This is a genomic window from Acidovorax sp. Root219 (genome assembly GCF_001428665.1).
Lineage (GTDB): Bacteria > Pseudomonadota > Gammaproteobacteria > Burkholderiales > Burkholderiaceae_C > Acidovorax.
The window spans coordinates 127,599-153,521 of sequence record NZ_LMIJ01000011.1; the positions used below are offsets into that span (position 1 = coordinate 127,599).

Annotated in this window: 18 protein-coding genes and 4 pseudogenes; 8 read left to right on the plus strand and 14 right to left on the minus strand. The window is 56.8% G+C overall.

Annotation, left to right across the window (positions count from 1 at the left end; translation table 11 throughout):
* A partial coding sequence (locus tag ASE28_RS32940; protein WP_235514496.1) for a TorF family putative porin occupies positions 1–255 on the minus strand: 255 nt, incomplete at its 3' end.
* Between the two features lie 215 nt (positions 256–470).
* Here ASE28_RS32940 and ASE28_RS11425 point away from each other — a divergent pair.
* From ASE28_RS11425 to ASE28_RS11440, 5 genes and pseudogenes are all read left to right on the plus strand, one after another.
* Positions 471–1,409: pseudogene (locus ASE28_RS11425) on the plus strand (YifB family Mg chelatase-like AAA ATPase); the annotation flags it as partial.
* A gap of 194 nt (positions 1,410–1,603) precedes the next feature.
* Positions 1,604–2,053, plus strand: coding sequence for a patatin-like phospholipase family protein (locus ASE28_RS31300; RefSeq protein ID WP_157421974.1), 450 nt, complete (start codon positions 1,604–1,606; stop codon positions 2,051–2,053).
* A pseudogene (locus ASE28_RS33560) lies at positions 2,050–2,325 on the plus strand (Mov34/MPN/PAD-1 family protein); the annotation flags it as partial. The gene ASE28_RS31300 and the pseudogene ASE28_RS33560, both read left to right, overlap by 4 nt.
* 156 nt (positions 2,326–2,481) lie before the next feature.
* Positions 2,482–3,327 carry a Hachiman antiphage defense system protein HamA gene (locus ASE28_RS11430; protein WP_057266665.1) on the plus strand — a complete coding sequence of 282 codons (846 nt, stop codon included), beginning with the start codon at positions 2,482–2,484 and terminating at the stop codon, positions 3,325–3,327.
* Positions 3,293–6,442 (plus strand): DEAD/DEAH box helicase, encoded by a 3,150-nt coding sequence (locus tag ASE28_RS11440; protein ID WP_082608030.1) that lies wholly within the window; start codon positions 3,293–3,295, stop codon positions 6,440–6,442. Before ASE28_RS11430 ends, ASE28_RS11440 begins: the two co-directional genes overlap by 35 nt.
* Before the next feature lie 297 nt (positions 6,443–6,739).
* Here the strand turns inward: ASE28_RS11440 and ASE28_RS11445 are convergent, their stop codons facing one another.
* From ASE28_RS11445 to ASE28_RS11475, 7 genes and pseudogenes are all read right to left on the minus strand, one after another.
* Positions 6,740–7,702: a hypothetical protein gene (locus ASE28_RS11445; protein ID WP_157421938.1), complete on the minus strand. Its 963-nt coding sequence runs from the start codon at positions 7,700–7,702 to the stop codon at positions 6,740–6,742.
* 341 nt (positions 7,703–8,043) lie between these two features.
* Entirely contained in the window at positions 8,044–9,072 is a 1,029-nt protein-coding gene (locus tag ASE28_RS11450; RefSeq protein WP_157421939.1) for a hypothetical protein, read from the minus strand.
* Positions 9,073–9,157: 85 nt separating this feature from the next.
* Positions 9,158–9,982, minus strand: coding sequence for a hypothetical protein (locus tag ASE28_RS11455; protein ID WP_157421940.1), 825 nt, complete (start codon positions 9,980–9,982; stop codon positions 9,158–9,160).
* Between the two features lie 73 nt (positions 9,983–10,055).
* Positions 10,056–12,026: an AAA family ATPase gene (locus tag ASE28_RS31310; RefSeq protein ID WP_235516097.1), complete on the minus strand. Its 1,971-nt coding sequence runs from the start codon at positions 12,024–12,026 to the stop codon at positions 10,056–10,058.
* A 320-nt stretch (positions 12,027–12,346) separates the two neighbouring features.
* The gene (locus tag ASE28_RS11470) at positions 12,347–13,393 is read right to left on the minus strand and encodes a thermonuclease family protein (RefSeq protein WP_057266673.1); all 1,047 of its coding nucleotides are present in this window, start codon (positions 13,391–13,393) and stop codon (positions 12,347–12,349) included.
* 276 nt (positions 13,394–13,669) lie between these two features.
* A pseudogene (locus ASE28_RS31315) lies at positions 13,670–13,810 on the minus strand (transposase); the annotation flags it as partial.
* Between the two features lie 61 nt (positions 13,811–13,871).
* Entirely contained in the window at positions 13,872–15,578 is a 1,707-nt protein-coding gene (locus ASE28_RS11475) for a site-specific integrase (protein ID WP_057266674.1), read from the minus strand.
* Between the two features lie 344 nt (positions 15,579–15,922).
* Between ASE28_RS11475 and ASE28_RS33435 the strand changes: the two genes are divergently transcribed.
* Together ASE28_RS33435 and ASE28_RS33440 are read left to right on the plus strand one after the other, a co-directional pair.
* Entirely contained in the window at positions 15,923–17,521 is a 1,599-nt protein-coding gene (locus ASE28_RS33435) for a methyl-accepting chemotaxis protein (protein ID WP_304439360.1), read from the plus strand.
* Positions 17,522–17,592: 71 nt separating this feature from the next.
* Positions 17,593–19,143, plus strand: coding sequence for a methyl-accepting chemotaxis protein (locus ASE28_RS33440; protein WP_057266676.1), 1,551 nt, complete (start codon positions 17,593–17,595; stop codon positions 19,141–19,143).
* 26 nt (positions 19,144–19,169) lie between these two features.
* Here the strand turns inward: ASE28_RS33440 and ASE28_RS32965 are convergent.
* The 4 genes and pseudogenes from ASE28_RS32965 to ASE28_RS31330 form a co-directional block, all read right to left on the minus strand.
* Positions 19,170–19,425, minus strand: a pseudogene (locus tag ASE28_RS32965) (IS3 family transposase); the annotation flags it as partial.
* Between the two features lie 6 nt (positions 19,426–19,431).
* Complete coding sequence (locus ASE28_RS31325) at positions 19,432–20,877, minus strand: catalase (RefSeq protein WP_082608033.1); 1,446 nt, start codon at positions 20,875–20,877, stop codon at positions 19,432–19,434.
* Positions 20,878–21,091: 214 nt separating this feature from the next.
* Positions 21,092–21,412, minus strand: coding sequence for a DUF5329 family protein (locus ASE28_RS33565; RefSeq protein WP_162262246.1), 321 nt, complete (start codon positions 21,410–21,412; stop codon positions 21,092–21,094).
* A gap of 121 nt (positions 21,413–21,533) precedes the next feature.
* Positions 21,534–21,902, minus strand: coding sequence for a DUF4148 domain-containing protein (locus ASE28_RS31330; protein WP_162262247.1), 369 nt, complete (start codon positions 21,900–21,902; stop codon positions 21,534–21,536).
* A 49-nt stretch (positions 21,903–21,951) separates the two neighbouring features.
* Between ASE28_RS31330 and ASE28_RS32485 the strand changes: the two genes are divergently transcribed.
* Positions 21,952–22,359 carry a hypothetical protein gene (locus tag ASE28_RS32485; protein ID WP_162262248.1) on the plus strand — a complete coding sequence of 136 codons (408 nt, stop codon included), beginning with the start codon at positions 21,952–21,954 and terminating at the stop codon, positions 22,357–22,359.
* A gap of 498 nt (positions 22,360–22,857) precedes the next feature.
* Here the strand turns inward: ASE28_RS32485 and ASE28_RS11495 are convergent, their stop codons facing one another.
* Positions 22,858–24,471 (minus strand): phospholipase D family protein, encoded by a 1,614-nt coding sequence (locus ASE28_RS11495; protein ID WP_082608035.1) that lies wholly within the window; start codon positions 24,469–24,471, stop codon positions 22,858–22,860.
* A 192-nt stretch (positions 24,472–24,663) separates the two neighbouring features.
* The gene (locus ASE28_RS31335; RefSeq protein ID WP_233193701.1) at positions 24,664–25,467 is read right to left on the minus strand and encodes a pirin family protein; all 804 of its coding nucleotides are present in this window, start codon (positions 25,465–25,467) and stop codon (positions 24,664–24,666) included.
* Between the last annotated feature and the right edge of the window lie 456 nt (positions 25,468–25,923).

Genomic DNA, 25,923 nt, shown 5'->3' on the forward strand with positions numbered 1-25,923 from the left:
TTCGATGGAGTTGCCCGAGAGCCAGTCGACGCTGGAGTTCCAGTTGCCGACGTAGAAGCCGGACTCGCCGAAGGCGTAGTCGAAGCCGCCCTGGATCGCGGGCTTGACGGCCTTGACCTTGGAGGCATCCTGGTCCTGGCCACGGAACTTGTAGTTGGTGGTCAGGCTGACGTTGCCGGTGAGCTGGGCACTGGCCAGCAGGGGCAGGGTTGCAACAAGGGCAGCGCCCAGGAACTTGATGGATGCGCGGGTCATGTTTCCTCCGGTTGGACAAAGTAGGGACAAGCGCTTTAAGCATGGACCGTGCCATGCGCCGCCAACGAGCCGTGGCACCTGCGGGCGAGATAGATGGGGATTCCCTATTAAAGTGAGGGTTGAGGGGACTTTGCGACCGCACCACCATGGTGCAACCGTGAAGCAGTTCACGCCAGTCCACCATAAAACGCACCCATCTGGGGAGAAAGTCGTCCATGAGTCTTGCTTTGGTGCAAAGCCGCGCCCTTCTGGGGCTACAGGCACCGGCCGTCACCGTTGAAGTGCACCTGGCCAATGGTCTGCCCAGCTTCACCCTGGTGGGCCTGGCCGAGGTGGAGGTGAAGGAAGCACGCGAGCGCGTGCGCTCGGCGCTGCAGAACGCCGGGCTGGAGTTTCCGCACAACAAGCGCATCACCGTGAACCTGGCGCCAGCAGACTTGCCCAAGGATTCGGGGCGCTTTGACCTGCCCATTGCCCTGGGTATCCTGGCCGCCAGTGGGCAGATCGATGGCAGCCGCCTGGCCGGGTACGAGTTCGCCGGCGAGCTGTCTCTATCGGGCGAACTGCGCCCGGTGCGCGGCGCGCTGGCCACCAGCCTGGCGCTGCAGTCGCAGCAGATCGCCGTGCAACTGGTGCTGCCGCCCGGCAGCGCCGAGGAAGCCGCCCTGGTGCCCGATGCCCAGGTGGTGCGTGCCCGCCACCTGCTGGACGTGGTGCGCGCCTTTTTGCCGCCGGGCAGCCCGCCGCCCGATGCGGACGACGACGGCTTCACCCGCCTGCAGCCCACGCCCATGGTCGCGGAGCTGCAGGGCCCCGACATGGCCGACGTGAAGGGCCAGGCCGTGGCCAAGCGCGCGCTGGAGATTGCAGCGGCAGGAGGCCACAGTGCACTGATGGCCGGACCGCCCGGCTCGGGCAAGTCGATGCTGGCGCTGCGCTTTGCCGGCCTGCTGCCGGCAATGACGGTGCAGGAGGCCCTGGAGAGCGCCGCCATCTCCAGCCTGGCCGGGCGCTTCAGCCCGGAGCGCTGGGGTTTGCGCCCCACGGGCCAGCCGCACCACACCGCCAGCGCCGTCGCACTGGTGGGCGGTGGCTCGCCACCCCGGCCTGGCGAGATCTCGCTGGCGCACCATGGGGTTCTCTTCCTCGACGAACCCCACCTTAGGTGTCATTCCTCTGTCTGTCCGACGCATTGAGCGTGTCGGACTGGGGTGAAGTTTCGCGTCAAATTCGGCGAGGCTCATCCACTTCTGGAAACTGGCGAAACTTTTATTAACAAAATCGCCGCCTCTTGCTATCCTGTAATGGGCCTACCCCTGGCATGCAGAATTTGGAGATAGCAAGACAGATGAGCTGGACATTAGACCGCCCCTTTCAAGCCCTTTGCCTTACAGGCGGGGGATACCGCGGTCTCTTCACCGCTCGCGCTTTGGCAGTCATGGAAGAGCACATTCAAGCTCCCATTGGCCAACGTTTCGACCTGACGTGCGGTACACCTATCGGCGGGATCGTCGCCCTCGCAGTCGCATTCGAAGTCCCAATGAAAGGACTTGTTGCCGTCTTCGAAGAGCTAGGTCCTTCAATTTTTCCGCCGCGTACTCCCCCTACATCGATGTGGGGCAAGGGGTGCGATCTTCTCAAACACGCTCGCAAACCACGCTACTCTCCCGCACCACTTCGCGAAGCAATTATCCGCCTGATTGACAGAGACGCTACGTTGAACGACGCGAAGCACGCTGTTGCGATCCCTGCACTGCCTTCACTGAGCCGGGGCCCAGAGATCGCCGGACCCCCGTAGCCTTCCATCGAGATCCCGCTTACCACCAGAAGCGGGCACTGGAGATGTGGCATCAATCAGGAGGACTCGTTGACTATCTCGGCGAGTGGCATACCCACCCTCAAGCGCTGCCAACCCCTTCATCGGTGGACATACGGGAGTGGCATGTGCTGCTGAAGAAGTATTCGGGACCGCTTGTGTTCGTCGTGTTGGGAATCACTGATGGGCTCTGGGTTGGTCTCGGACAGGACACGCATCTTCGCCAACTGGCTGAAGTGGAAATAGAGGGATGAATGTGTAGAGCAGCCCAAGCAAGCTCGCGCCTGCAGATCGGTACATTGGAAGTAGGTCTACAGCAAGGACTGGTACGGCATTGCATCGCAGCAGACGGAGGCTACGGTCCCCACCAAGGGAGATCCCCTCTGAGTCTGCAAAAAACCGAGGGACTTATGCCTCCAAAGAGAAAAATCAAGCATGTTGCCTGGCTCAAGCTGCAGCCCGCATTGCAAACAGCGAGCGGGGACCAGGTCGAGGTTTACGAACTTCAGATCGACACAAACAACAAGCTCATGCTCAAGGCCTGGGCCAAGCACTTCCGGGAGCACTACTGTCTCGATGATCACATTGATGAACTGATGAGCGGGACACCTCAGAAAACTCGAGCGGAGTATCTGATTGCGCAAAAATTTCCAGATGCAAATTCCAATTTCGGTCCCCAGACGCGCGCTGGAGACTTCGCAGAAATTCTCCTGTCCGATGTCGTAGAAAGCCTGCTGGGCTATTGGGTTCCGAGGACTCGCTACAGGGACAAGAAGGTCAAGAACGAATCCGCGAAAGGGACTGACGTCGTGGGGATTAAATTCCACAGTGGCGGCCCCAGTAAGCCCTCCGCATACGATGCACTCATAACGGTCGAAACGAAGGCTCACCTGAGCAAGTCAACAAAAGGCAACCGCCTTCAGGACGCGGTGGACGACGCCCAGAAGGATGATGTACTAGGCCAATTTCGTGTCGCTGAGTCATTGAATGCTATGAAGCAGCGGTTCATTGAACAAGGCAAGGGCAAAGAAACCAAGTCTGTTGCCCGGTTCCAGCACCCTCACAAAAATCCGTACATTCAAGACATTGGCGCATCCGCTCTCTTCTGCACGACTTTCTACAAGGATACTGAAGTTGCGCAGGTCTCGACTTCGAAACATCGTCCAGGATCACGCTTCAAGCTTATCGTTGTACATGGTCAGGACATGATGAAGTTCGTTCATGAGCTATACGATCGGGCAGCAAATGAAGCCTAGCAAGCGATCTCGGCATGCAGCAGCTGTTACCCTAGCAAAGGGAAAAATGTATGAGTTTGGAGTTCCTGAAGAACTCCATCTGCGAATTTCCGAAGGCCTCGATCTTGATCGACAGTTTCCACTTGCGATTGGTACCGTCGGGGACTTCGCTGCCGAGATTGTGAACTCCCATCTCGATACAGGAAAGACTGCCACCCCTCTTGATGAGGTTCAGTTCGCTGTGCAAGTTCTGCTTGCGGTAGCGGATGCCAAAATGGCCTCCACTGCGGCACCATTGGTTCGGCTAATTGCAGCAAGCACGCTCTTTATTGCGAACTCTCCCGGACGCGCTGCCGCATTGTGCAAGCAGATCAAATTTGATGATTCGCAGGATCATCCTTTGGAAAACTGCCTTCTTAAGGCACTAGGTAAGCCGTGGCAAAGGCATATTGTCGATGAGAAGGCCCCGCCCCTGGCCTCTGCCGTACTCTCCGCGCTTCACTCTCACTATGCCGGCCTGACGAGTACTGCGACACTGCGCCCCCTCATTCAGTCACTGCGAAGGTGGACCTACGACTCAGGATCTCCGCGAGAGCTTCTACTTGGCGATCTTCTCAGTGCTGTGGCCGTGCAGCGAATCCGGCACTCAGCAAGAACGTGTTTGCCAACGTACACCGACCGAGGCGCCGATGTTTGGCGTGCCTATCTAGCACGAGAGAACGCCATTCGAGACTTTTGGCCTGCTCAAAGAATGCTTGGCGAGGTAGGAGTTTTTCGAGGAGCGTCTGCTGTCGTTCAGATGCCAACCAGCACGGGCAAGACCCGCGCCACGGAGATGGTCATACGTGCTGCATTTGTGTCCGAGAGAACTTCAATCGCAGTCGTAGTCGCACCGTACAGGGCGCTCTGTTATGAGATCGCACGCGACCTCAAACTCAAGTTTGAAAGTGACGGCTATCAGGTCAATCAGCTGAGCGACGCAATTCAGCAGGACTACCTCGTCGACTTTGATGATTTCATGCGCCTGGGCATTGTTACCGCCCCCCATGTCATCGTAGTCACCCCAGAGAAGTTGCTGTACGTCCTCCGCCATGAAGAGTCTTTTATGGAGAACGTCGGTCTTGTGGTATACGACGAAGGACACCAATTCGACTCTCCGACACGGGGAGTGACCTATGAACTGCTGCTAACGTCAATCAAGGCGTTGTTGCCTTCAAGCTCTCAAACAGTACTGATCTCAGCCGTGGTAAACAACGCGGCACAGCTTGCGGGTTGGTTGCTCGCAGACCAGTCCAAGGTTGTGTCCGATAGCAATAGCCAGACGGCCCGCCATATCGCCTTCACCACCTTTCAAGAGCAGGCAGCCGGACAACTGAGATTCGAGTCGGCCATTCGAGGCGAACAAGAGTTCTTTGTTCCAAACCTAGTTCAACACCATCGCCTCTCGGGTGATGAGACCCCGACGCATTTCCCGACTGCCGACAGCGGATCCATCGCGCTGTACCTTGGCCTCAACCTTGTGCGTCAAGGTGGCGTGGCGATCTACGTTCGTGCACCGGACTCCGCATCAAAGATCGTCCGAGACGCCGTGGAGATAATCTTTCCGAGAGCTAGCTCACTTCCTACCCCCAGGTCGTGGGCTGATGAACGCGAAGTCAACGCGCTGACAAGGCTGTATGAAGAGAACTTCGGAGATGCGTCCTTCTTAACGAAGGCAGCGCGGCTTGGTTTGTATGCGCACACTGGCGATACTCCCGAGGGAATTCGATTGGCCATCGAACATGCCATGCGTGAGTCGCTCATCGGCTTCGTCGTTTGTACGTCAACGCTCTCTCAGGGTGTCAATCTCCCCATCAAGTACCTTCTGGTGACGCAGTTACAGACAGGCGAGCGACCTATCCAAACCAGAGATTTTCAGAATCTCATTGGGCGCGCCGGACGCGCCGGCATGTATGGCGAGGGGACCGTGATCTTCACAAACCCTAGGCTATACGACGAAAGAGCCACAAAGCCTGGCGCATGGAGATCAGCAAAGGCCCTGCTGGACCCAAGGAAGGCAGCACCGACATCCAGCGCGTTGCTCAACCTGGTTCGGCCGTTGAAGGACAGGTTTGGTACTCAGGAGCTTACCGACCTAAGCGTCGTTGAAGTTCTTGACGGACTCGTCGACCAGCCTGAGCATCTCTTTACTCGCATTGACGAGCTTCTCCTCGACATCGAGGACCATCGGTTCAGCGCTGAGGATCTTAGGCGGCAACTAGGCGAGAGGCTAGGGTGCATAAAGGCGGTGGAGTGCTTCCTTATGGCTCAGCTCGCTGCCATGGAAGCCAGCGAAGCACTCATCGGCGTCTCACGCCTTGCTATCAGCACATTCGCTTTTCACTTGTCGACGCCAAAACAGCAGGAGGACCTTCACTACGCGTTCTTGAAAATCTGGGGCCGAATCGCCCGCAAGAACCTCTCTCCGGAGACCAAAGCTCGATATGGCAGAGGCATTCTTGGACTCGTAGACGCTATCGCTATCGACCTTTTTGTGCAGGATAAGCTGTTCGAGCTCCAACTTGCGGAGACATCTCAGGATCTGATGGATGTAGTTTGGGAATTTATCGTTCAATCGGAAGCTGGGAAGAAGCTTCGCAGGCTCGAGCCTGCAACTTCTACTCGCACACTTGCAAACGAGTGGATTGAAGGAAAGCCATTCAAGGTCATCATGGACACCTTGGTTGGCTCTGGCACGCAAATCAGGTGGGGGCAGGGAACTCGCGAACTCACGTTTGACCAGGTCGTAGACCTTTGCCAAGACCAGATCGGCTATCGCACCAGTTTAGTGCTCGCGTCTATCGCCTCTGCGTTTGAAGCGATCACGGTAAGTTCAGAGTCTCAAGCCCAGACGCTTGGCCTCTTCAATCGTCTCTTAAAGATGCTGAAATACGGGCTAGGGAGGTGGGAGGAGATATCTGTCTACGAGGCAGGATTCTCGGAGCGAATCATCGCGAAGAAGCTATGTGCCACGATTCCCAAAGGAATTTTGGGGGTAGACGCTGCAAAGCGCGCTTTGCTCCAAAGTAGGTCTCAGGTAACCTCTATTTTGGAAGACTACCCCTCCTACTATCTTTCGGTATTGGATAGCCTTTGATGAACATGACACTCCGCGCCACAAGAGTTCATCCGCAGCAGAACCGCTTCATCAATTTGTATGCAGCCTCTATCTCTCGAGATCGCTGATACACGAGGCAAGGGTGGGAGTGGCGGCTCTGCTTGAGCACAAAGGCAACCTCAAGCTTTGTCAACTCATCCGCTAAAGCATCCATACCCGTCACCGTCTGCAGCTCCGTTCCGGGAGATTGCAGTATGGATACGCCGGGCGGTCCAACGTGACGACCGATTCCGCGTGTCGGACTAAGCGAAAGTGATTCGTTTTGAGGCGATTTACCTACCGCACCTTGCTCTGAACAAAGTCGGCGTATCCCAAGTACACGTTCAACAGCTGGGCATCACAGCTTCTGGAGGTTTGCACATCTGAAGGTCCACTACCGCTCCCGCAATAGGACTCCAGGCTCACCTCCCACTTCCCACCAAAGATTGGCATGCGAGTGATTCGCCCACCGATGCTGCCAGCCCCGGAAGGATTGAACGTCTCGGTGATGGTGTCATTGGAGAACTGGGTCTTGGAGGTCGCAGTGCGAGCCAAGTAGACCTGGGCGAGGGCGTACGCGCGGTCGCATTCGTCTTTGGCCGAGCATGTGATCTTTGCTTGCGCGGCTGCTGCATGCAACGCTGCGTCCAGATTCCGGGTGAGCGTCACTTGGCCACCGGTGGATTTCACCGGCTCTGAGTAGTAGCCGGACTTCATCACACTTCCATCCGCCGCGGCAAAGGCCGGGAACTCGATTGTGCATGTGCCAGCTGAATTTGTGGTGCATGCAGAGTTCGTAGCCGGAGCGCCCCCGAGCAGAAAGAATACGCGCGCGTCTTCAACTGGCTTACCGTCTGTTCCCACTACGCTGAAGTCAGTGGCTGACTTTTTAGCGAGAAGCACCGTGAGCACCTCTGTGTTGGAGCCAGTCAACTTGCCTGAGCTCTTGAACTCCTTCTGGTAGCCCTCCTTCAAGATGGAGAAGGTGCCACTCACTGCGCCCCTGGTGAAGAGCCCGCCGCCGCTGACCGTTCCCGTGATCTCACACCGGCCGCGATCATTTGTCTCGCAGTTCAGCAACTGCTGCTGCTTGGTTCTGGGGTCCGTCAGTGAAAAGTTGATCGCTACACCAGGCACCTCGGCCTTGCTATGGCCATCAAGCACTACGAACACCCATTTGTAGGTGGTGTCGCTCCATGCGGTGTTGGCAAGCAGAATCAAAGCAGCACCGATCACGCGGAGCACATGCAGATTATTCAAGAATCCCTCCAGAAATGCTAGTTGTCGGCCAGGGCTTCGCTCGCCCGAACCATGCCGGATGTTCAGTATCCGTTAAGGAGTCATCCTTCGACACGGGTCCTACGGAGATTTGGCGCCATAGAGTCGGACGCGCTGCCCAGAGTGTCTTTCGTTCAAGGTCTCAGTAAGAAATACTTAGTTGTTGATCCCGGCAAGGCACGCGACATTGCCCCCTTCCTTCTCGACGGCGAGGGCGTTCGTCTGACGATGCAGTGGTCAAACGCGCCTCGCACTCTCGTCTCCCGAGTACTGACAGGTACGATGATGCAGATGCAGTGGTGAGAAGGCCCAACAGGGTCTGCTCAGTCGATCCGTCGAACCAAGGTGAGTTTGGCAAGGTCATCTTGGCTCAGTACGTCCGCTAGCTCGGAGCAGTACCCCGAATAGCTCACGGGAGGGTTGCTGAACCGGTCGTACCTGCGCTTCATGCATCCACCGGCAGTGCTGACTATGTAGAGTGGCTTGGTGCCCAGGTACTCATCCGTGACTTGCGCCCCGATGGCGAACGTGATCGTGGAAGTCTTCGCGAAGTCGTTCCCTGTGTCGTGGTGGTTTCCCAAGTACGACCCGTAGTCCCCCCATCGAGAAAATTCGACGCTGAAATCAGCTATCTTTCGAAGAGTCTTCCCATCTGGGCGATAGATCGCATAGCCTGGAAGCTCGGGGTCGGTGACGCCTTTCTTGGCCGTTGCGCTGAGATTCGCCACAACGAATTTGGTGTCGCGGTCAGCTGTTCGGAAGTGGTAGTAGCCGTCGTACCTGTCGAAAACGAACTGCTTTGCAAGGGTCGGAGCAGACATCGTCACTTTGACGGCGTTGGTGTCCGTCAAAGAGCTGGGCTTCAACGCCTTGAAGCCCAATGCCTCAAGCTGGCGCGCTTGCTCTTGCTGCTTTTCGATCTTCGCTCGAAGCTCGGTCACCAGTCGATAGGCTTGGGCACTCTCTGGTGATTTGGGAAATTCGAACTGAAGAACGCCAAGTGCTTTCTGTGCCTCATCGATCTTCCCTTGATTGACCAAGGCAGTGAGTTCACCCATCAGATTGCCAGGAGTCTGGGATAGCTTTTTGACCTGATCCTTCAAGTCATTGCGCTCTTTGGAGATTGAGTCTCGCTCTTGAGTCAACAGCGCTATTTGCTTTTTGAGCTCGACATTCTCATCCTGGCTTTTCTTGAGCCTTGCGTCATCTATGTTGGGGCCGCAGCCTTGTAGCCCCGCTATGGCCAGAGTCAGCACACTGACTTTGAGAAGTCGAGATCCGCCTCGATGAGAGGATGCAGTGCCACTGAGAAACGAAGGATTGAACGAGATAGAGATAGGTGATTGACCCATGGTTGAACTCTTGAGTTTCGTCGTTGTGCGTGGCTTCACCAGCGTCCTGTTTGCTGGAGAAGAAGTCAGGGGAAGCAACTGGTGCCTACTTTGATTTTCTAAACTTGGTAGACGACTTCCAAAGGGCGTAACCCACAGCGCCTGCTGCAGCCCCTCCTGCGATAACCGGCCAGACTGGCGCCGACACCAGTCCCATGGACAATGCCGCTGCACCGAGCGCCTTGGAACCCAAGACTGTGACAGTGCTGGCGGCGATCGAGCTGCCTGCGCCTGCTCCAATAGCCACAGAGGCTGCTGTTATCAAGGTGCCCGACTTGGGGTCGCTCAGGTCCCGAGGGGCGACTGCGCGCAGTTGCTCCAGTGTGGTTGCGATCACTTCCACGGTCGCGTTGCCAAGTTCTATGCATGCGTCGGTGACCGCCGCCTTCATCTGGGAAAGGTTCTCATCGCCGATCACACGGCGCGCGCCATCTATGAATAGGGCAATGCCGACCAGGGCCATCGCTCCAGGTTGCACGTAGCTGGTCCAGGAAGGGGTGAGTAGCGACTCAAGCAAGTTGCCAGCGTTGACACCAAATGAAGCGAATACCGTCGCAGCGCCAACGGTCAAGATTGACGCCGGGACTGCAATGGCGGTCCCCATGGCTGCCACTCCAATCGAGCCAATGTACTTGGCTGCTATGACCCCCAACGCCGCGCCGCCGGCTGCCCCAAATGAGGGCAAAGCGGAAGCCACGACGTCGGTGCCAACGAGGATCAGTCCCGTGTTTACTCCCACAGCTAGGAGGGCCGCTCCCATGCCCATCTCGATGACGCCTAGCTCGACCGGATGCTCTTGAGCGAGCTGGCGAGCCTTGACGATTGCGAGGTTGATGGCGTCGCGTGCCCCTTCACGCAAATCGAATTTCATGATGGTCTCCCTATGCCCGGATGATATTGGCGCGGCGCCCAATGTCCGTGGGCTTGCCGCCTAGGTTGATGGCTCATGAATTGCGCCGCAGCCAGAGTGCTGAGTTGGCAACTAGTTGCGTTACTAGAGCACTTTCGCGGCCAAGTTCGGCAGCCTCTTCATTGTTGTGCTGATCTTGAAGCAGGCGCTGTAGTCGATCCAACGACCTCTCGTGCAACGAACGAATCGCGCTCTGTCTGGACTTTTCAGAGAGTCGCTTCAAACAATCGGCTGAGACAGCGTGAGCAATCAGTCGCCCGCCGTATTTTTCTTCCGCATGGTCGTTGCGGGTAAATCTGTTCTTCGCAATGTCTTCGTTTGAGATGTCGAACAGTAGCTTCAGCTCTGGCTCATCAAGAAGAAGAAAGCCATATTTGTGAGCTCGCTCGCCAACCGGGATTGCGTAGTCTTCAACAAACAGCACGAACCCCTCATCTTTGACAAGCTCGGCCAGAGCCGAGCCCTCTCCAAATTCCTTCAGCCAGTCATCAGGGTCGACCTCATGCAGCACATTGCAGACGATGGCAATGTCTGCAAACTTCTCACCTCGAGCCTGGCGAACTGTATCGAGTGAATCAAAAGCGCGAGGGACACTCTCTGCCCCGTATAGGTCTACACATCGCTTTTGGCAGTGCTCGGCGTCAGCATTCCACTGCTCATAGGCTACATAGTCGACCAGCCCGGATAGATGTTTGCCGCCCGCGCCTTCCGCAATCGCGTCAAGCAACCTTCCTTTGCCAGAACCAAAGTCTAGTAGGGTAAGTGGCCGACCTTGGATTCGCAAGCGCCCAAGCACATCTTGAATTTGATTGAGCTGTGGATCCCTGCCGCCATAGCCGATGACGTTTGGCGGCAGCAAGCACTGGCGTAAGAGCAGAAAAGACGCGTATCGAGATGCCATCAGCGTGAGGTCATTGACGCGACTAGCGCCCAAATGCCCGCCAAGCAGACTATTCAATACCTTCGCTGGTGCGCGGCCCGCACGGCTAAACTTTCCGTCCTCTGCGTACCAAAGGCAATCAGGATCCGTCGCCACAAGATGTGCGATTAGCGGCACTGAATGCGTTGCGATCCAGATTTGGCCATCTTCCAAAAGGTCGAGCAATCGGTCGACGACTTGGTTCAAGACTGCCGGGTGGAGATGATTCTCTGGCTCGTCCAGCAGCAGAATGCAGCTGCTCAATGCAATCTCTCGTGCGTGGAGCATGCACGCAAGCTGAAAGAGCACCTTCTGCCCGTCTGATAGGAGCGAATCGTAGCTATCAGTCAGTCCCTTGAGCCTGAGATTGAGGTTTTCAGACAGTTCGAAGCCAACGTCGTTTCCAAGTAAGTCCTTGAGCAGGTTAAGGAGTCTGACTTCCGCGTCATGCTTTTGGGTTCCCGGCGTGGGGGGGTGAGCCCCTCTTTCCTGCACGGCTGCTCGCATGACCGATCTCGCATATGCAGGGGCAGAGGCTTCGGCTCCCTCGGCAGCCAAACGCCATGAAAACTCTCTAGCCCGCTGTATTGCCAAAGACTCTATGCTATCCGTTGGATCCTCAAGCCTGGTCGACTTGGGGACAAAGAAGGCGATTTTGGGCTCTCCTCCGCCACTTGTGACAAGGGCGTCAGTAGCCAGCAGCGAATTGCGACTCTGCGTGATATGCGACTTCAAACCTGTGAGTTCTTGGCGAAGAGATTCCAGCAAGGGCAAGTTCGCGGGCGTGCCATCTTGCAGGTCCTTCTTTTCAATGATTGCTATCCGTTCTTCAAGCTTCTTTTGTGCCTGAAGGTCTCGCGATATTTCGGCTTCGATTTGAAGATAGGGATCTGCGGAAACATACTTCTGTGCGACATCATTGATCAGTGTCAACAGGCGCGTTTTCCCAGCCCCATTTCTACCAGCAAGGACTACGCACTTCCCCAAGCGCCCTAGCTGCAGCGGCTTCTCTAGTGGCAGCGACGGTGGGCCGAGACCCATCAATTCGACTTCGTGGCTGCTCAACCTAACACTTTCAATCAGCATGTCTTTTTGTTCCTTGGTCGATTTTTCCGTGTGCGGATGAGCTCTGAACTCAGACGTTGAAAACGTGGTGAACTCGTATGCGGCGAAACAGAACAAGGTGCTCTGAGCGGCTTCCCTTGCAGAACGATTGCGCTGGTAGGAAGGCCCGGCAAGTACCTGCCCCGCAGGGACCGGTACATAGGGAGAGTCAACAAAGGCTAGCCAGAAAGCGCCAACCTCAGAGAAGTTGGAGCTGGCGTATCTGCGTTGTTCGTCGGCTCGACATGACTTGCTTCGCAATGCGCTATGAAAACTGCATGTGCCTAGCATTCCGAGCCAAGTCAGAAGCCTTCAGCCTCCGCAGCTTTCAAAAGGTCAGCTTCGTTGCCCATAGCTTTGACATCCCGCCCGTCGTAGAGCAGCACCGAACCATCCATGGTGCCCACACACAGCCCGCTCTCGTAGCAACGGTAGGCGCCATTGGTTCCTAGCGGAATGCTGGAGCTGCCGTTGCGCAGCAGGTCATCAAACTTCAACTCTGCCCAATCGAGCACGCGATCAGGTGTACGAGCGGACGTCGTGGTCGTCACTGTCACGGCCGTCTTGCCGCTAGCGAGAACAGGTACTGGTGCCGAACCTCCTCGGTAGACCCATGGTGCCGTGCTGTTCGATGCCCACAATCCAAGGCTACTAGCCCTCGCTTGGTCCTGCTGAGCGGGCAGCGTGCTTTGCGCCTCCAGGTACTTGTCGTAGGCCCATGCGCAGCCTTTGGCGACGAGTTGCGATGCCACGTCTGTGTTGCCCACCAGCAGATTGGCAATAGTGCGCCCATAGCGGTCACTACCATCGCGGCAGACGGATACCTGCTTGTTGGCGACCAGGTCGACGAGGCAAGCGGTCGCTTGCGGTCCGTATGCTTGGCTCTTTTCCGGTGCATCGATCTGGCCGATGCGGATCTTCTCGGTGCCCTTGGAGCCAGCCACGACGAGGGTGTCACCATCGACGACCCGCAGGACCTGCGCAGAATCGCAAGTCGCAGGCTTGGGCTTGACGGCCTTCTCTGGGATTGCAGCAACAGGAGGAGTAACGGGGGGAGTGACAACCACAGGAGGTGTCACGGGCTGGACCGGTGTGACGGGCAGTACTGGCGTCACAGGCGTCGTCCCAACATGGCAGGTGTAGGTCTTGCTGATGCAGGTGTTTCCGCATGGCTTGCCGGCGGTGCACACCTTCGCCTGTGTGTAGGCGCCTGTGCCCAAAATGATTGCATATCCCCCGGTCGCCTCAGGTAGGACCGTCGATGTGAAAACCTCTTGAGCACTGGCAAAAGTAGTCGATGCGGCGAGCACGGCAGCGCAGGCAAACGCCCAAATCTTGCGAATTTTCATTCCCTCTCCTCTGTACATTTTGTTTCGATTATGGACCCCGTCAGTTCGGCAGGCAAACAGAAAAACCGCTTCTTAGAAGAAACGTTACAGCAGCTGGTAGGGAGGCAAATGCGCACTTTAGATTTGCTGGGTTGGGCATCGCCTAAACTGGTGATTGACACTGACAGCTCAATGGGATCGGTCTTCTTCGGCACGTAGTCGAGACTACCTTCTACTCGGCACAAACCTTGCACCTTGCAATCGTCTTGCACACTGGCAAGCTCGCCCCTTGCATTGCCTGGCCCAGCTACCCAGACTGGCCTTGGAAATGCCCAGGACCTTGGCCACAACTGCAATCGCCTGACCCGCTCGAACCTTCCGAAGGGCCTCCTGCTTAAACTCCCGCGTGTACTGCGCATGCAACTGCTTTTCACTCAGGTGTCAGCTCCTTTCCGGTGATTTCAGCAAGGGCTAAAAACTCCGCGTCTCAGGGGCAACATCAGGCGTCTAGTGGTGCAGAGGACGGAAACTGGAACGCGGTCTCTATCTGTTTGGCACGCGTGACCTGATCGACATGCAAGTACACCGAAGTGGTCTGCACCGATGCATGGCGCAAGTTGTCCCTCACCGCTATCAGGTCGACTCCGTTGGCCAGGGCATGGGTCGCGTGGCTGTGGCGCACCCAATGGGTGCTGGCCCTGCGCAGTTTCTCGGCCATGCTCGGGTTCTCAGCTTCGAGCACATCGGCACAAAGATTGAAGAAGCGCCGGAGAATGGTCCACAGCCTCGCGGCAGTTATGCCGCCACCTTCATCGCCGCCGATCTGTCCTACCAGTGGCGTCTCAGGACGCCACCTTGATGGCGTCGTTGGCAGCCTGCGGTGCATGAGGTACTGGTCCAGACTGCTGCGAGCCAAAGAGGGCATGGCCACCTTGGCCTTCTTGGCTCCTTTTCCCAGTACGTGAAGCCAGCGATCGCCGTGCCCGTCGATCTCGATCTGTGCCAGCCTGGCGCCCACCAATTCGCTCACACGCAAACCCGTGGCAAACGTGAAGTTCAGGACGAACCGAAGTCTCTGGGCAGCGGCAGGCGACCACCCCTCGCGCCATTCCAAACCTTCGGCGATGGTCTGTAGCAATGACCATTCACCTGGGGAGAAGTAGCGCTGAGCCGCCGTGCTCTCCGAGCGGGAGGCTCCCCGTACCTTGATTCCGGCAAATGGATTTGCCAGGCTGTACCGCTGCTGCATCAGCCACCGAAACAGCGCATTGATGACCGCGACGGAGTGAGCGACAGAACGCGCAGACAGGCCACCAGCGAACGGGCGCCAGTCCGCTGAAGATCGTGGTCGCGCCGGGCCCACCCAGCGCGCCCGGGGCGTCGGCCGCCGCAGGAACGCTCGGTAGGCGACGGCATCTTCGGAGGACAAAGAGCTGAGGGCCTTTTCGCGCTCAAGGACGGCCCAAAGCAACAGACGCTCGGCCTCTTTCCGATAGGCGCGCTGCGTCGCAGTCGACTCATGCAGCGAGAGCCACGCATGGACGGCCTCGTAGTCGTTGCGCGCATCCAGGGTCGACGTGTCAGCTGGCGCTCTGAATCTCCCGCGAGACCCGTCCAGCTCGGCAGGCAAGCGGATCTGCTCCCATGGCACAACCTCATGGCGCGGCGCAGCCGCCAGAAGCGAACGCGCCTTTTCTGTCAGCTCTGGGTGGGAAGCAAAAAACGCTTCGACCTGCCTGGCGCTCATGGCGCCCAAGCCAGGCACAGCCTTCCACCATTGGCGCCGGCGCGGAACGCGCACCGTGAGGTCTGCGAGGGTCTTGAGCCCGTACGCATTCATTGCCGTCACGGCCCGGGCCGGCAGCCAGCGCCCCAACTCGTCAGTGATGAATGGCATCGGTTCAGGAAGCCGGCGGATGGTCTCGATGGCGTCCAGAACAGACCGAGCCCGGGCGTCCCGTTCAGACGCGTCGTGCTCCAGCAGGGCGGCGAGGTCCTGCCGATGCCGGGCCAGGGCGTATCGGGACAGTTGCCTGCGGATGTCACCCAGCACCCGCCGGGACGACTGGCGCGTTGCGTCCTCGATCTGGAGGTACTGCATCACGCACGCTCGAGAAGTCATGCCCGCATACCAACCCCGAAGCGCTGCGAGCTCAGCGGCACTTGGGAACTGGTTGCTTTGGGGCGGGATGGCGGCCTTTGCCATACTTTTGACTTTGGGGAGTTTTCGGTCGAGATGCAGCTATTGTGATAATAATTGTTATCTGTATGGCACGCTTTTTAGTACTGCCCTTACACATGAATTTGCAATGCCACATTAGCGGTTCGTAAAGCGAGGCTTGCGAAAATCGCCCTGCGGGCGCCGTATAGGCAAGGCGTCTACAGCGGCTCATTGCCACGCTCCCAATTGTTCACTAGCGCCCAATTGGCACGTTCAACGCGACGGCTCGGTACAACCCTGCTTGCAGCCACTTTAGCAATCTGGCAATCTGAACTGCCACGGCTGCGGTGCATTGCATCATGCGAGATCAACAAAGACTGGAGACAACAGTGCAATCAGAAAACAAGAATGCTTGGACGCTCTCCCGCCGACTCGCGATGCTGAATGCCGTGTTAATAGGTCTGATAGCCATCGTTGCCTGCACTGTATGGATCATGATGTCCCGGGCGAAGCAGTCGGCGCAGGGGATTTTGGGGGTCAATGTGCCGCAGCTCCAAACGATTGCCGAACTTGAGCTAAACGTTACGCGAACGTCCCTGCAGCTGCGTCATGCCATTCTCGCTCGCAACCCGCAAGAGCTCCAAACCACGCTCGAGGACATCGGCGCGAAGAAGACACTGCTGACTACTCGACTGGAAGAACTGGGTCGCTCGATGGTTGAAGAGGAGGGTCGCCGGGCCTTTGCTCCTCTCCCAGGACTGATGACCGAGTTCTGGACCGTGGGTACGCAAAACGTCCAGCTGATCCAGGAAGGAAAAAAAGACGAGGCCTTCGCCTTTTTGGTGGACAAGACCATCCCGGCGCGCAACCGTCTGCTCGTCCCCCTTGCGCTGGAGAAAGAGCGCCAGGCTAAACGACTGTCATCCCGCATCGACGACATTAACCGACAAGCTAGCGCTGGGCGTGATCTGATGATCGCCGCTGTGATGGTTCTTGGCTTGTCGTTGCTGGGCTTGGCCGCCTATTTGCGCAAAGCTGTGGTGCTGCGATTGGGAGGCGAGCCAGATGATCTACAGCGTGCCGCCCAGGCGGTAGCGCGAGGGGACCTGGCAACCACCATCCCTCTGCGCAAGGCAGACGAGTCCAGCGTCATGTTTTCCTTGCGTGAAATGCAGCAAAACCTGTCCAGGGTCGTCAGCGGAGTGAGGCATAACGCCGATTCGGTCGCTTCAGCCAGTTCACAAATTGCGTCAGGTAACAACGACCTCAGTGCACGTACGGAACAGCAAGCGTCGGCACTCGAGCAAACCGCGGCATCGATGGAGGAACTGGGCTCGACGGTGCGGCACAACGCAGACAACGCGGCGCAGGCGAATCAATTGGCGCTCAAGGCATCCGAAGTGGCGTTGAAGGGCGGCGACGTCGTTGCGCAGGTTGTCACCACCATGGCTGGAATCAACGACAGCAGCAAAAAGATCGCCGACATCCTAAGTGTGATCGACGCAATCGCGTTCCAGACCAACATCCTTGCGTTGAACGCCGCCGTGGAAGCTGCTCGCGCTGGCGAGCAAGGCCGAGGATTCGCGGTCGTAGCGTCAGAGGTCAGGGGACTGGCCCAACGCAGCGCTGACGCGGCCAAGGAAATCAAAGAGCTCATCAACACCAGTGTTTCGCGCGTAGAGCAAGGTAGTGGGCTAGTGGACAGGGCGGGTGAGACCATGAAAGAAGTCGTCAGCTCGATTCAACGCGTCGCGGACATCGTCGCCGAGATCAGTGCCGCCAGCCGCGAGCAAAGTGCTGGATTAAGCCAGGTAGGTGAAGCGGTCACTCAGCTCGACCAGACAACCCAGCAGAACGCCGCGCTGGTCGAAGAAATGTCTGCAGCTGCAAGCAGTCTTCATGGACAGGCCCAGGAACTCGTGTCGGCTGTATCGGTATTTAAGGTCGACCAGCATGACACAAACACGATGCATCCGCGTTTGCGGTAACTCAACCCGTTGCTCGCATTCTCGCCAGCGACACCACGAATACCCCAACCAAATAAATTTCAGGAAAACCCATGCGCAGGCCTTTCAAAGTCCGAGTTATCTTGACGATTGCGTTCGGGATACTGATCGCTGTCCTTGCTGGAGTGGCTGCGCTGGCGTGGGTAGGCTTGGGCAACAGCAACGCGTTCATCCAGACTTTGTACGACGACCGGGTTGTACCGATGGGGCAGCTTGCCGAGATCCAGCGGCTCGCGTTGCGCGACCGGATATTGATAACCGACGCGGTGCGAAACCCTGACCCCGCCAACATTACCAAACGGGTGCGCGAAGCTGTGGCCAATCGTGAGAAAGCGGGCAAACTCTGGAAAGAATACGCACTCACTTACCTGACGCCTGATGAGAAGGTCTTGGTAGACCAATACCCTCGCGCAAATGAGCAGTACATCGAGCTTGGCATCAACGTTGCGTTGCGCAAGTTGCAGGCGGAAGATGTTGCTGGAGCCAATGAGGTCGCAGGCGCACAAATCAGCAAAGCGGCCCCGGTCTACACCGAACTTCTTGAAAATTTGCTGGACCTACAGGTGCGCGTTGCCAAGGACATTTATGGCGAATCGCAGTCTTCGTTCGCATCCCTCAAGGTGGTGCTCGCCAGCGTATGCTTGGCGGGCCTTGCGATCGCAGCCATAGCGGGCTTTGCCATCACTCGCATGCTCACGCGCCAGCTCGGCGCAGAGCCGTATGAGTTGGCTGGCATCTCCAACGAGATCGCCGCCGGAAACCTGGCCCAGTCCCATGTGCGCGCGGCGCCGCCCGGAAGCGTCATGGACGCGATGCAAAGGATGCGTATCTCGCTATCGGATGTGGTGAGCACAGTGCGTTCCGGGGTCGATAACGTAGCAAGCGCCAGCCATCAGATCTCGATGGGCAACAACGACCTCAGCGGTCGCACTGAAGAGCAGGCATCGAGCTTGGAGGAGACAGCAGCCTCGATGGAGCAGTTGAGCAGCACAGTTCTGAGCAGCGCTGAGAACGCGCGCATGGCGCTGCAATTGGTCGAAAGTGCTTCGGCCGCAGCACTGGAAGGCGCAACCGTTGTGGAAAGCGTCATGTCCACCATGTCGGATATCGCCACGAGCTCCACCAAGATCTCAGACATCATTTCGGTGATCGACGGCATTGCTTTTCAGACAAACATTCTCGCCCTCAATGCAGCTGTGGAAGCTGCCCGCGCCGGCGAGCAGGGCAGAGGGTTCGCTGTGGTTGCGACTGAGGTCCGAACGTTGGCCCATCGAAGCGCGCAAGCAGCCAAAGAGATCAAGTCCATCATCGATCTTTCGTCTGACGCCGTGCAAACCGGAAGTACAAGGGCGCAAGCGGCCGGCACAGCCATGGGCTCAATAACTCAGCGTGTTCAGAATGTCTCCTTACTGATTAGTGAGCTGGCCGCGGCTACGAAAGAGCAAGCTGGGGGGATTGGTCAGGTCAACCAGGCGATATCCGCGATCGATCAGGTTACTCAGGCCAATGCTGCTTTGGTAGAGGAGGCCGCTGCTGCCGCTGAAAGCCTCAAGCAACAAGCCATGCGGCTTTCGCAATCGGTAGCTACGTTTCAGCTGGTCTGAGTGCGTGCGCTTGGCACCTGAGCGCCCAGCTTCTCGTCATCAAGGTTGCGCCGGCTCCTGGGGCGCGCCAACCAAGCGAAGAAGCCGTCTCGCGAGACACCGAGCGCCTCGCACATTAGATCGACCGGCCATGCCCCTCTGTGTTTCGCCACGAAGCCGAGCTTCACGTCGACTCCTTAGCAAAGTAGGCCTCGGCGTTTTCAAGATGTCGCGCTCCATCTTGAGGTTGGCCACTTCCCTGCGCAGCATGGCTATCTCGGCGTCCTGGGCCGTCTGCTTACCTTAAGCTCAGCGCAGATTCCGGGCCAATCGTTCCAGCGCCTGCTGAACTCCGCGCCCGTAAGCCGGATCGGCAAGACTGCAGTTCTCAACATGGCGCAGCTGAACATCTTTGCTAGCACCGGTAAGCGAACGAGCTGTATTCTCAAACAGGCGCCTTTGCTCACTCATGTTCATGAGGCGGAACAGCGCGCCAGGTTGCGAGTAGTAGTCCTCATCGACTCGATGGTCCCAATTAGTAGAGTCGCCACGAGTTGTCAGCGGGGGCTCCTTCAAATGCGGCTGGTCGGACCACTCGCCGGCTCCATTAGGTTGATAGCCTATTGCCCTGCCCTGATTGCCGTCCACTCTCATAGCCCCGTCACGGTGGTAATTGTGGAAAGGGCACTTGGGTGCGTTTACAGGGATTTGGTGCGCATTCACACCCAGCCGGTAACGCTGCGCGTCGCCGTAACTAAACAAACGTCCTTGCAGCATCTTGTCAGGAGAGAACCCGATGCCGGGCACTACGTTTGCGGGCGAGAATGCCGACTGCTCTACCTCCGCAAAGTAGTTTTCAGGATTTCGATTCAGTTCCAACACGCCCACATCAATCAAAGGGTAGCTCTTGTGTGGCCAGACTTTGGTGAGGTCAAAGGGATTGAAATCGCACTCGTTAGCATGTTCTTCTGTCATCAGTTGAACGGCGAGCTTCCAACGCGGATAGTCACCGCGTTCGATAGCGGCGATGAGGTCGCGCTGAGAGCTTTCACGATCCTTAGCCACGATATTCTCAGCTTCCTCGTCGCTGAGATTCCGGATGCCCTGAAGGCTCTTGAGGTGAAACTTGACCCACGTGCGTTCATTTGCTGCATTTATGAAGCTGAACGTGTGACTGCCAAATCCGTGCATGAACCGATAACCGTCAGGCAGTCCGCGATCACCCATGACATAGGTGATCTGATGAAGCGCCTCCGGAAGTAGCGTCCAAAAATCCCAATTGTTTTGTGCACTTCGCAGATTGCTTCGTGGATCGCGCTTGACTGCGTGGTTCAGATCAGGAAACCGTAGAGGGTCGCGCAGGAAGAACACGGGAGTGTTGTTTCCGACTAAGTCCCAGTTACCTTCTTCACTATAGAACTTGACCGCGAACCCCCGAATGTCCCTTTCGGCGTCCGCAGCTCCGCGCTCCCCTGCCACAGTTGAAAACCGAACAAAGACCTCAGTCTTCTTCCCGATTTTCTCGAACAGTTTCGCCTTCGTGAAGCGACTGATGTCGTGCGTAATTGTAAAATGACCGTAGGCACCAGAGCCCTTAGCATGCATCCGCCGCTCTGGTATCACCTCTCGATCAAAGTGAGCCAGCTTCTCTAACAACCAAATGTCCTGCAACAGAGCTGGGCCGCGGGGGCCGGCTGTCTGCGTGTTGGTGTTGTCTACGACCGGGGCTCCATTCACATGACTGATCTGTTGCATTTTATTTATCTAGGTATGTTAGTTTGACTTAAGCGGAAGGGGGACTGCTATTTAGTTGCCATGTGCTGGGTTGGCTGTATCCGAGCCACAACTTCAATAAGTCCGCTCGCTTGGCGGCACAACGCGGCTCAACTTACGTATTGACATGGGCGAGCACCCACGGAGTCACTAGTGGCGCGAGGCTGCCCTTATCTGCATCAACTGATGCGGAGCATCAGTCGGCGCTGGGCTGCACAACTCCTTCGCATCGAACATGGTACGGCTGTCGCAATACACTACTTACTGACCCCACCATCTCAATGCATTCCTCTGCACTGCGCAGAGTTTTTCGCTTTTCTAGATAGTGCAGCTTATAGATCAAGTGTGTATTCGCTTCCTCAACCGAGTGCCACGTTCCATTGCGTCGAAACTCACATATGGAGTTCCGGAAAGAGAAAAGTAAGCCTTCGATCTCGCCGCGAACCGACACGACAGCCGGCGCGGCAATTGAGGTGTTAGCAGCCAGACACGCCCATATAAGCGCCAGAGCGACCACTCACTCTCAGTCGCCCCAGTGAGGAGCGCGGTTGCGCATTGCCACCAATTGGCACGACGCCGCACTCCTCCGCAGAGCAAACAGTTGTAGCAATGCTGTGCATCGGTTGCACGGCTCAAGGCTAGTTCTTTTCGCCGGAGGAAATCTGTCCGGCTTTTACAGCGGCCTTCGTCTCAGCCTTAACATCCGAACGGTCGCGACCGTTGGCGGTTGGCTTGATCCGTCCGTCGAGTGGATGAGCCTCGCCTCCGCGCGCGATCTCACCAGTTTGCTTCGCTGATGCAGTTTCGGCTTTGCGGTCCGCCCGGGTCTTTCCTGTGCTCAGTTTAGGCTGCTGGTTAGTGCTCTCTCCTCGTGGAATGCTCCCTGCAGCATTGGCAGCCTTGGTTTCAGCTTTTACTTGCTCACGCGAAACGGTTTGGGCATTTGCCGACAGGGCACTGAATGCCAGCGTGAAGACAGCGACGGGGATGGTGATGGTGGTGTTCATGGCTTGGTTTCTCCGATTACTTAAGGATGGATAGGAATTGAAGATCTGCGTGTTGTTGCTCGAACCCACCGGCATCATCAGCACGCCAGAGTTAGCGCACTGCAGCGTTCGGTCATCCAATCCAACAACTAACAAACCCCAAAATGACGCTTACTTCTTTGGCGCCACGCCTGTTCTAAGCGCAAGCAAACTATGCGTGATAGCACTTCGGAACGCACTGATGAAGTTTGCGGTGAACCGACTGAAAGCGCTGCAAAGAGATGAACTGCAAGAAGACAGTTTCCGTCAGAACGCTCAATGCATCGAACTCATCTGGGTCATGGCAACAATAAATTCGGTTCAACACTTGTCCCCGCTTTTTCCATCGCAACGAAATCCACGTGGTTTGAAAAAAGCTGGCACTGCAGGGTCACATTGGACTCAGCTCTGTAGCATGGTGTCGCCGCTGCAAGAGTGACCCGACGTTGAAATCAGCGTCTTGCAACTGGGGCAGATGTATAATACTAGGTCAATGGACTCGCTGAAGATATCTTTCACAACTTGTAGACTGCAGAGTCGCTGCCATCCTTCTATTGCCTTAGGGGTTCCGAAGCAATCATCGCCGCAGAGATCGAAACACTGGCGATGGAGCACCTCCCCGCCGTGCATCTAGGATTGGTACAGCACGTCTGGCGCCTTTAGGCGCTTGAGAATTCTCAACCAATTCGGGCTACGCACCTTCGCCTGCACAAGGCTGACCCCGGAAACTCCATTCGCGCGTGAATAGGCACGTATTCAACGTGGCGCACGATGTGATGAAGCATTGCGCTGCAACTTCGATGGAAATCTCAGAGGCTTAGCGATGTTTTCCATGAGGCGACAGCCAAGCCTACGGTTGCGAGCGACGAGTGAAGTTAAACGTAGATGTCTGTACCGCCCCGGTTCACCATAACTCCGGCCATGCGCCCAGCGGTTCTTAGAGAAGTGATTCCGGAATAACTATCGACTGGATGAAGAGTCGCAAGCGAGTCCAAGGGTCAGCTCCGGGCTCGCTGTCGACCACGATGGTTTGCTGCTCCGAGTTCGTGTGAATCCACTGCAACTCATCTTCGCTGTGCCCTTTCAGCGCGACCTGGTACGACGCCTCACGCTGAAGAAGCTGCAGTAGGTCAAAAGCTTCGACAGCGAGCGCCGGGCTGTTGATAAAAATGCCGAACTCGGTGTTGAGTGCCTCAGACCTCGGATCGAAGTTTGCCGACCCGATAAACAGTCGCTCCCGGTCGATGATGGTCGCTTTACTGTGCAGGCGCAACGGCGTTCCAGAGATCTCGCCAGGCATGAGAATTTTCTGACCCAATGAGGGATGCAGCTCGAAGATCGTCAAGCCGGATCGCAGCATCCTATCTCGGTAGCGCCGATAGCCGGTATGAACCACTTGCTCGTCTGATGCAGCCAACGAATTGGTTAGCAGGCTGATCTTTACTCCCCGGGCGATGTTGACGCGCGCCCCCTCCAGTGCAATCGTGTCCGGAACCAGATAAGGAGAGGCGATTGCGATTTCAGAATGGGCTTTTTGGAATTCTGATCGCAGAAGTAGGCGATTGTTGTCGAGCAGCGCGCCGGTTCGAAGTCGCGCGACTTCAGTGTCGCCCCAAGCCTTGGCCGGTGAGTCAGCGAAAGCTTGAGCGTGGCCGTACACCATCTCGACTCGACCTGCGGCGAGTTGTGTATCGGGCGCTGATCGACCTTGGCGATCGACACTTGAGACAAGCCTGAGATCGGGTCGCTTTGTAGCGTTAAGCCGTATGTCTAGATTCTGGCGCAACACTTCCTGCGTCTGTTCTGGAAGCTGGACCGAGCGAAGTGTCCGCACCTGCGGCGAGTTCCAGTATTCATCGAAGAGACTGCCCATTTGAGATACTACTGGCCCGGCGATCAGAACGTCGAAATCAAAAAAGTTGAACTTCAAGCTGCGCAGAAAGTACTCGTCACCAAGATTGCGGCCACCAGCGATTGCCAAGGCCCCGTCGACCACAAACATCTTGTTGTGCATCCGACGGTTTAACCGTGCGAAGTCGAACAGTGCACCTGCAATTCGCTTACCGACTCCACCACGTGTGGGAAATGGATTGAAAAGTCGCACCTCAACGTTGCGATCGCACTCGAGTCCGTGAAGTACCGGCTCTAGCCCATCGGTGTAGAGATCGTCGAGCAGAAGCCGCACGCGTATGCCGCGCTTTGCGGCATCTCGCAGCTCACGCATGACGAGCCGGCCTGTTATGTCGTCGTGCAGATGGTAGTACTGCATGTCTATCGATCTTTCGGCCTTACGCATGAGTTCGAGTCGCAAGTCGAGAGCCGCGGGGCCTAGCAGCATGCGAAAGCCGCTCTGTCCCGGCTCTGCATCTCGCATCGACGCCTCCGCCACCTGCTCGAGCATTGCTGTAGCGGGGCTTTCAGCAATCATGGCCGTGCTGTAAGTCCGAGGGCCTTCCGCCGGAAGCGTCGAGCAGCCAGGTAGCGCCAACACAATTAACGCGGTCGTGCAAGCATAGCGCAACAGTCGCTCAATGTAGGACACGTAACTCATGATCGAACTCCTAAGATATCAATACTGACCGGCGAAATGGGTTCTTCTCCATGGGAAGCCAGATCGTCCACACTCGCGGTCTCGGTTGATCAAAAAAGCGACTCAGAATCTGCTCATCGATTAAATGAAATGGCGATGGGACCGGATGCGCAGCTGAGGGTCGCGACATGCCTCCCCACAGAAGCTGTTTCCTCAATCTGAGAAGATTGGGATTGAGCCACCAGGACCTCGGCGGTCACCTGAATCAACTAGGAGCTTTCTCAAACGCGCTATATTGGCCTCACCCGTAGCAAGCGAGTCTGACGAGGTGTGCACGGAATATCGTCCCAGGTAAAGTTCATGCGGATGGGGCCTAGCAGACCCAATCACAAACACCGCGTCCGATTCAAAACTTGCACGCAAGCTGATTGGTTCATTCGACTCCTCAAAGATGACCATTTCGCCTGTTTTCACTTGAGTCTCACCGGCCAAGGAGCCGTTTGCGACGGCAATCCAAGCGAGCGATTCAACCGACGGAGGAGTGAATGTCCACTCCATGCCGGCAGCCAATCTGACGAGTAGGTACGTAACACCTTGGGGAGCACGTGCCGGGCTCCGGGCCCCCTCATAGCGTCCGAGAATCACATGAGCCGGGCCGACCGTTGGAACGGAAGCGGCCTCAACATATTGACTGTCGACAGACTCATGTTCGAGCTCCGGAGCCAAGGCTATCCATAGCTGAAAGCCTTTTGCTCTCGGGGTGGTGCCTGCTGAGAGCTCTTGGCCGTGCCACACCCCATTGCCTGCGCGCATCCACTCAAAACCGCCAAAGCCGATATATCCAGTCCCGTCTGCGTCATCGTCGAATCGTAAGTTTCCCTCGGTGATTACTGTGATGGTTGCGAGTCCAGAATGGGGATGAATAGGGAACTTGACTTGCGCGTCGTGAAAGTCGACGTCAAACATGTCAAGGAATACAAAAGGCTTCAGCATCTGGCCGAGGTCTGCAGGGCTCATCAATCGGGTCACCTTCCCGTGTCTAATCCCGTTCGTTCGGAGGGCTACGCGACGTGTGCGGTAGGTGGCAGAAGGTAGATGGCTAATGATCGCATTCATAAATTCACCATTTGTCTATCGCGGCATCAATGACGATGGCGCGGTCTGTTTTGCACATAGCTGCCTCCCTCTGCAAGCCAACAGCATGTCGCGATGTATCTGGGGGATTCTCTACACCGCTCCGCCTTTTTGAATTGATGATGGAGAAACTTCCGAAGCTCGTAACACAGAAAAGAGGAGATGGGTTAAAACGACTTCTGCCTAGACCTATCCATCTAGCAAGTGTTCGACAGCGATTGCTGCTTCGGATGCTTTCGCGAAAACTCATACTTCATGCGACGTATGTTGCCGAGAAGAGCGGAGCCCGTCACTGTCCAATCGTGCGCGCAGCAGTTCAAAAGAATTACTGCTGATCGC

Coding starts and splice junctions, on each gene's coding strand:
- ASE28_RS31325 (WP_082608033.1), bottom strand. CDS start 20,877: ATGCAACAGATCAGTCATGTGAATGGAGCCCCGGTCGTAGACAACACC.
- ASE28_RS11430 (WP_057266665.1), top strand. CDS start 2,482: ATGCCTCCAAAGAGAAAAATCAAGCATGTTGCCTGGCTCAAGCTGCAG.
- ASE28_RS31310 (WP_235516097.1), bottom strand. CDS start 12,026: ATGCTGATTGAAAGTGTTAGGTTGAGCAGCCACGAAGTCGAATTGATG.
- ASE28_RS31335 (WP_233193701.1), bottom strand. CDS start 25,467: ATGAGCCCTGCAGACCTCGGCCAGATGCTGAAGCCTTTTGTATTCCTT.
- ASE28_RS31330 (WP_162262247.1), bottom strand. CDS start 21,902: ATGAACACCACCATCACCATCCCCGTCGCTGTCTTCACGCTGGCATTC.
- ASE28_RS11440 (WP_082608030.1), top strand. CDS start 3,293: ATGAGCTATACGATCGGGCAGCAAATGAAGCCTAGCAAGCGATCTCGG.
- ASE28_RS11475 (WP_057266674.1), bottom strand. CDS start 15,578: ATGGCAAAGGCCGCCATCCCGCCCCAAAGCAACCAGTTCCCAAGTGCC.
- ASE28_RS11450 (WP_157421939.1), bottom strand. CDS start 9,072: ATGGGTCAATCACCTATCTCTATCTCGTTCAATCCTTCGTTTCTCAGT.
- ASE28_RS11470 (WP_057266673.1), bottom strand. CDS start 13,393: ATGAAAATTCGCAAGATTTGGGCGTTTGCCTGCGCTGCCGTGCTCGCC.
- ASE28_RS11455 (WP_157421940.1), bottom strand. CDS start 9,982: ATGAAATTCGATTTGCGTGAAGGGGCACGCGACGCCATCAACCTCGCA.
- ASE28_RS33440 (WP_057266676.1), top strand. CDS start 17,593: ATGCGCAGGCCTTTCAAAGTCCGAGTTATCTTGACGATTGCGTTCGGG.
- ASE28_RS31300 (WP_157421974.1), top strand. CDS start 1,604: ATGAGCTGGACATTAGACCGCCCCTTTCAAGCCCTTTGCCTTACAGGC.
- ASE28_RS11495 (WP_082608035.1), bottom strand. CDS start 24,471: ATGAGTTACGTGTCCTACATTGAGCGACTGTTGCGCTATGCTTGCACG.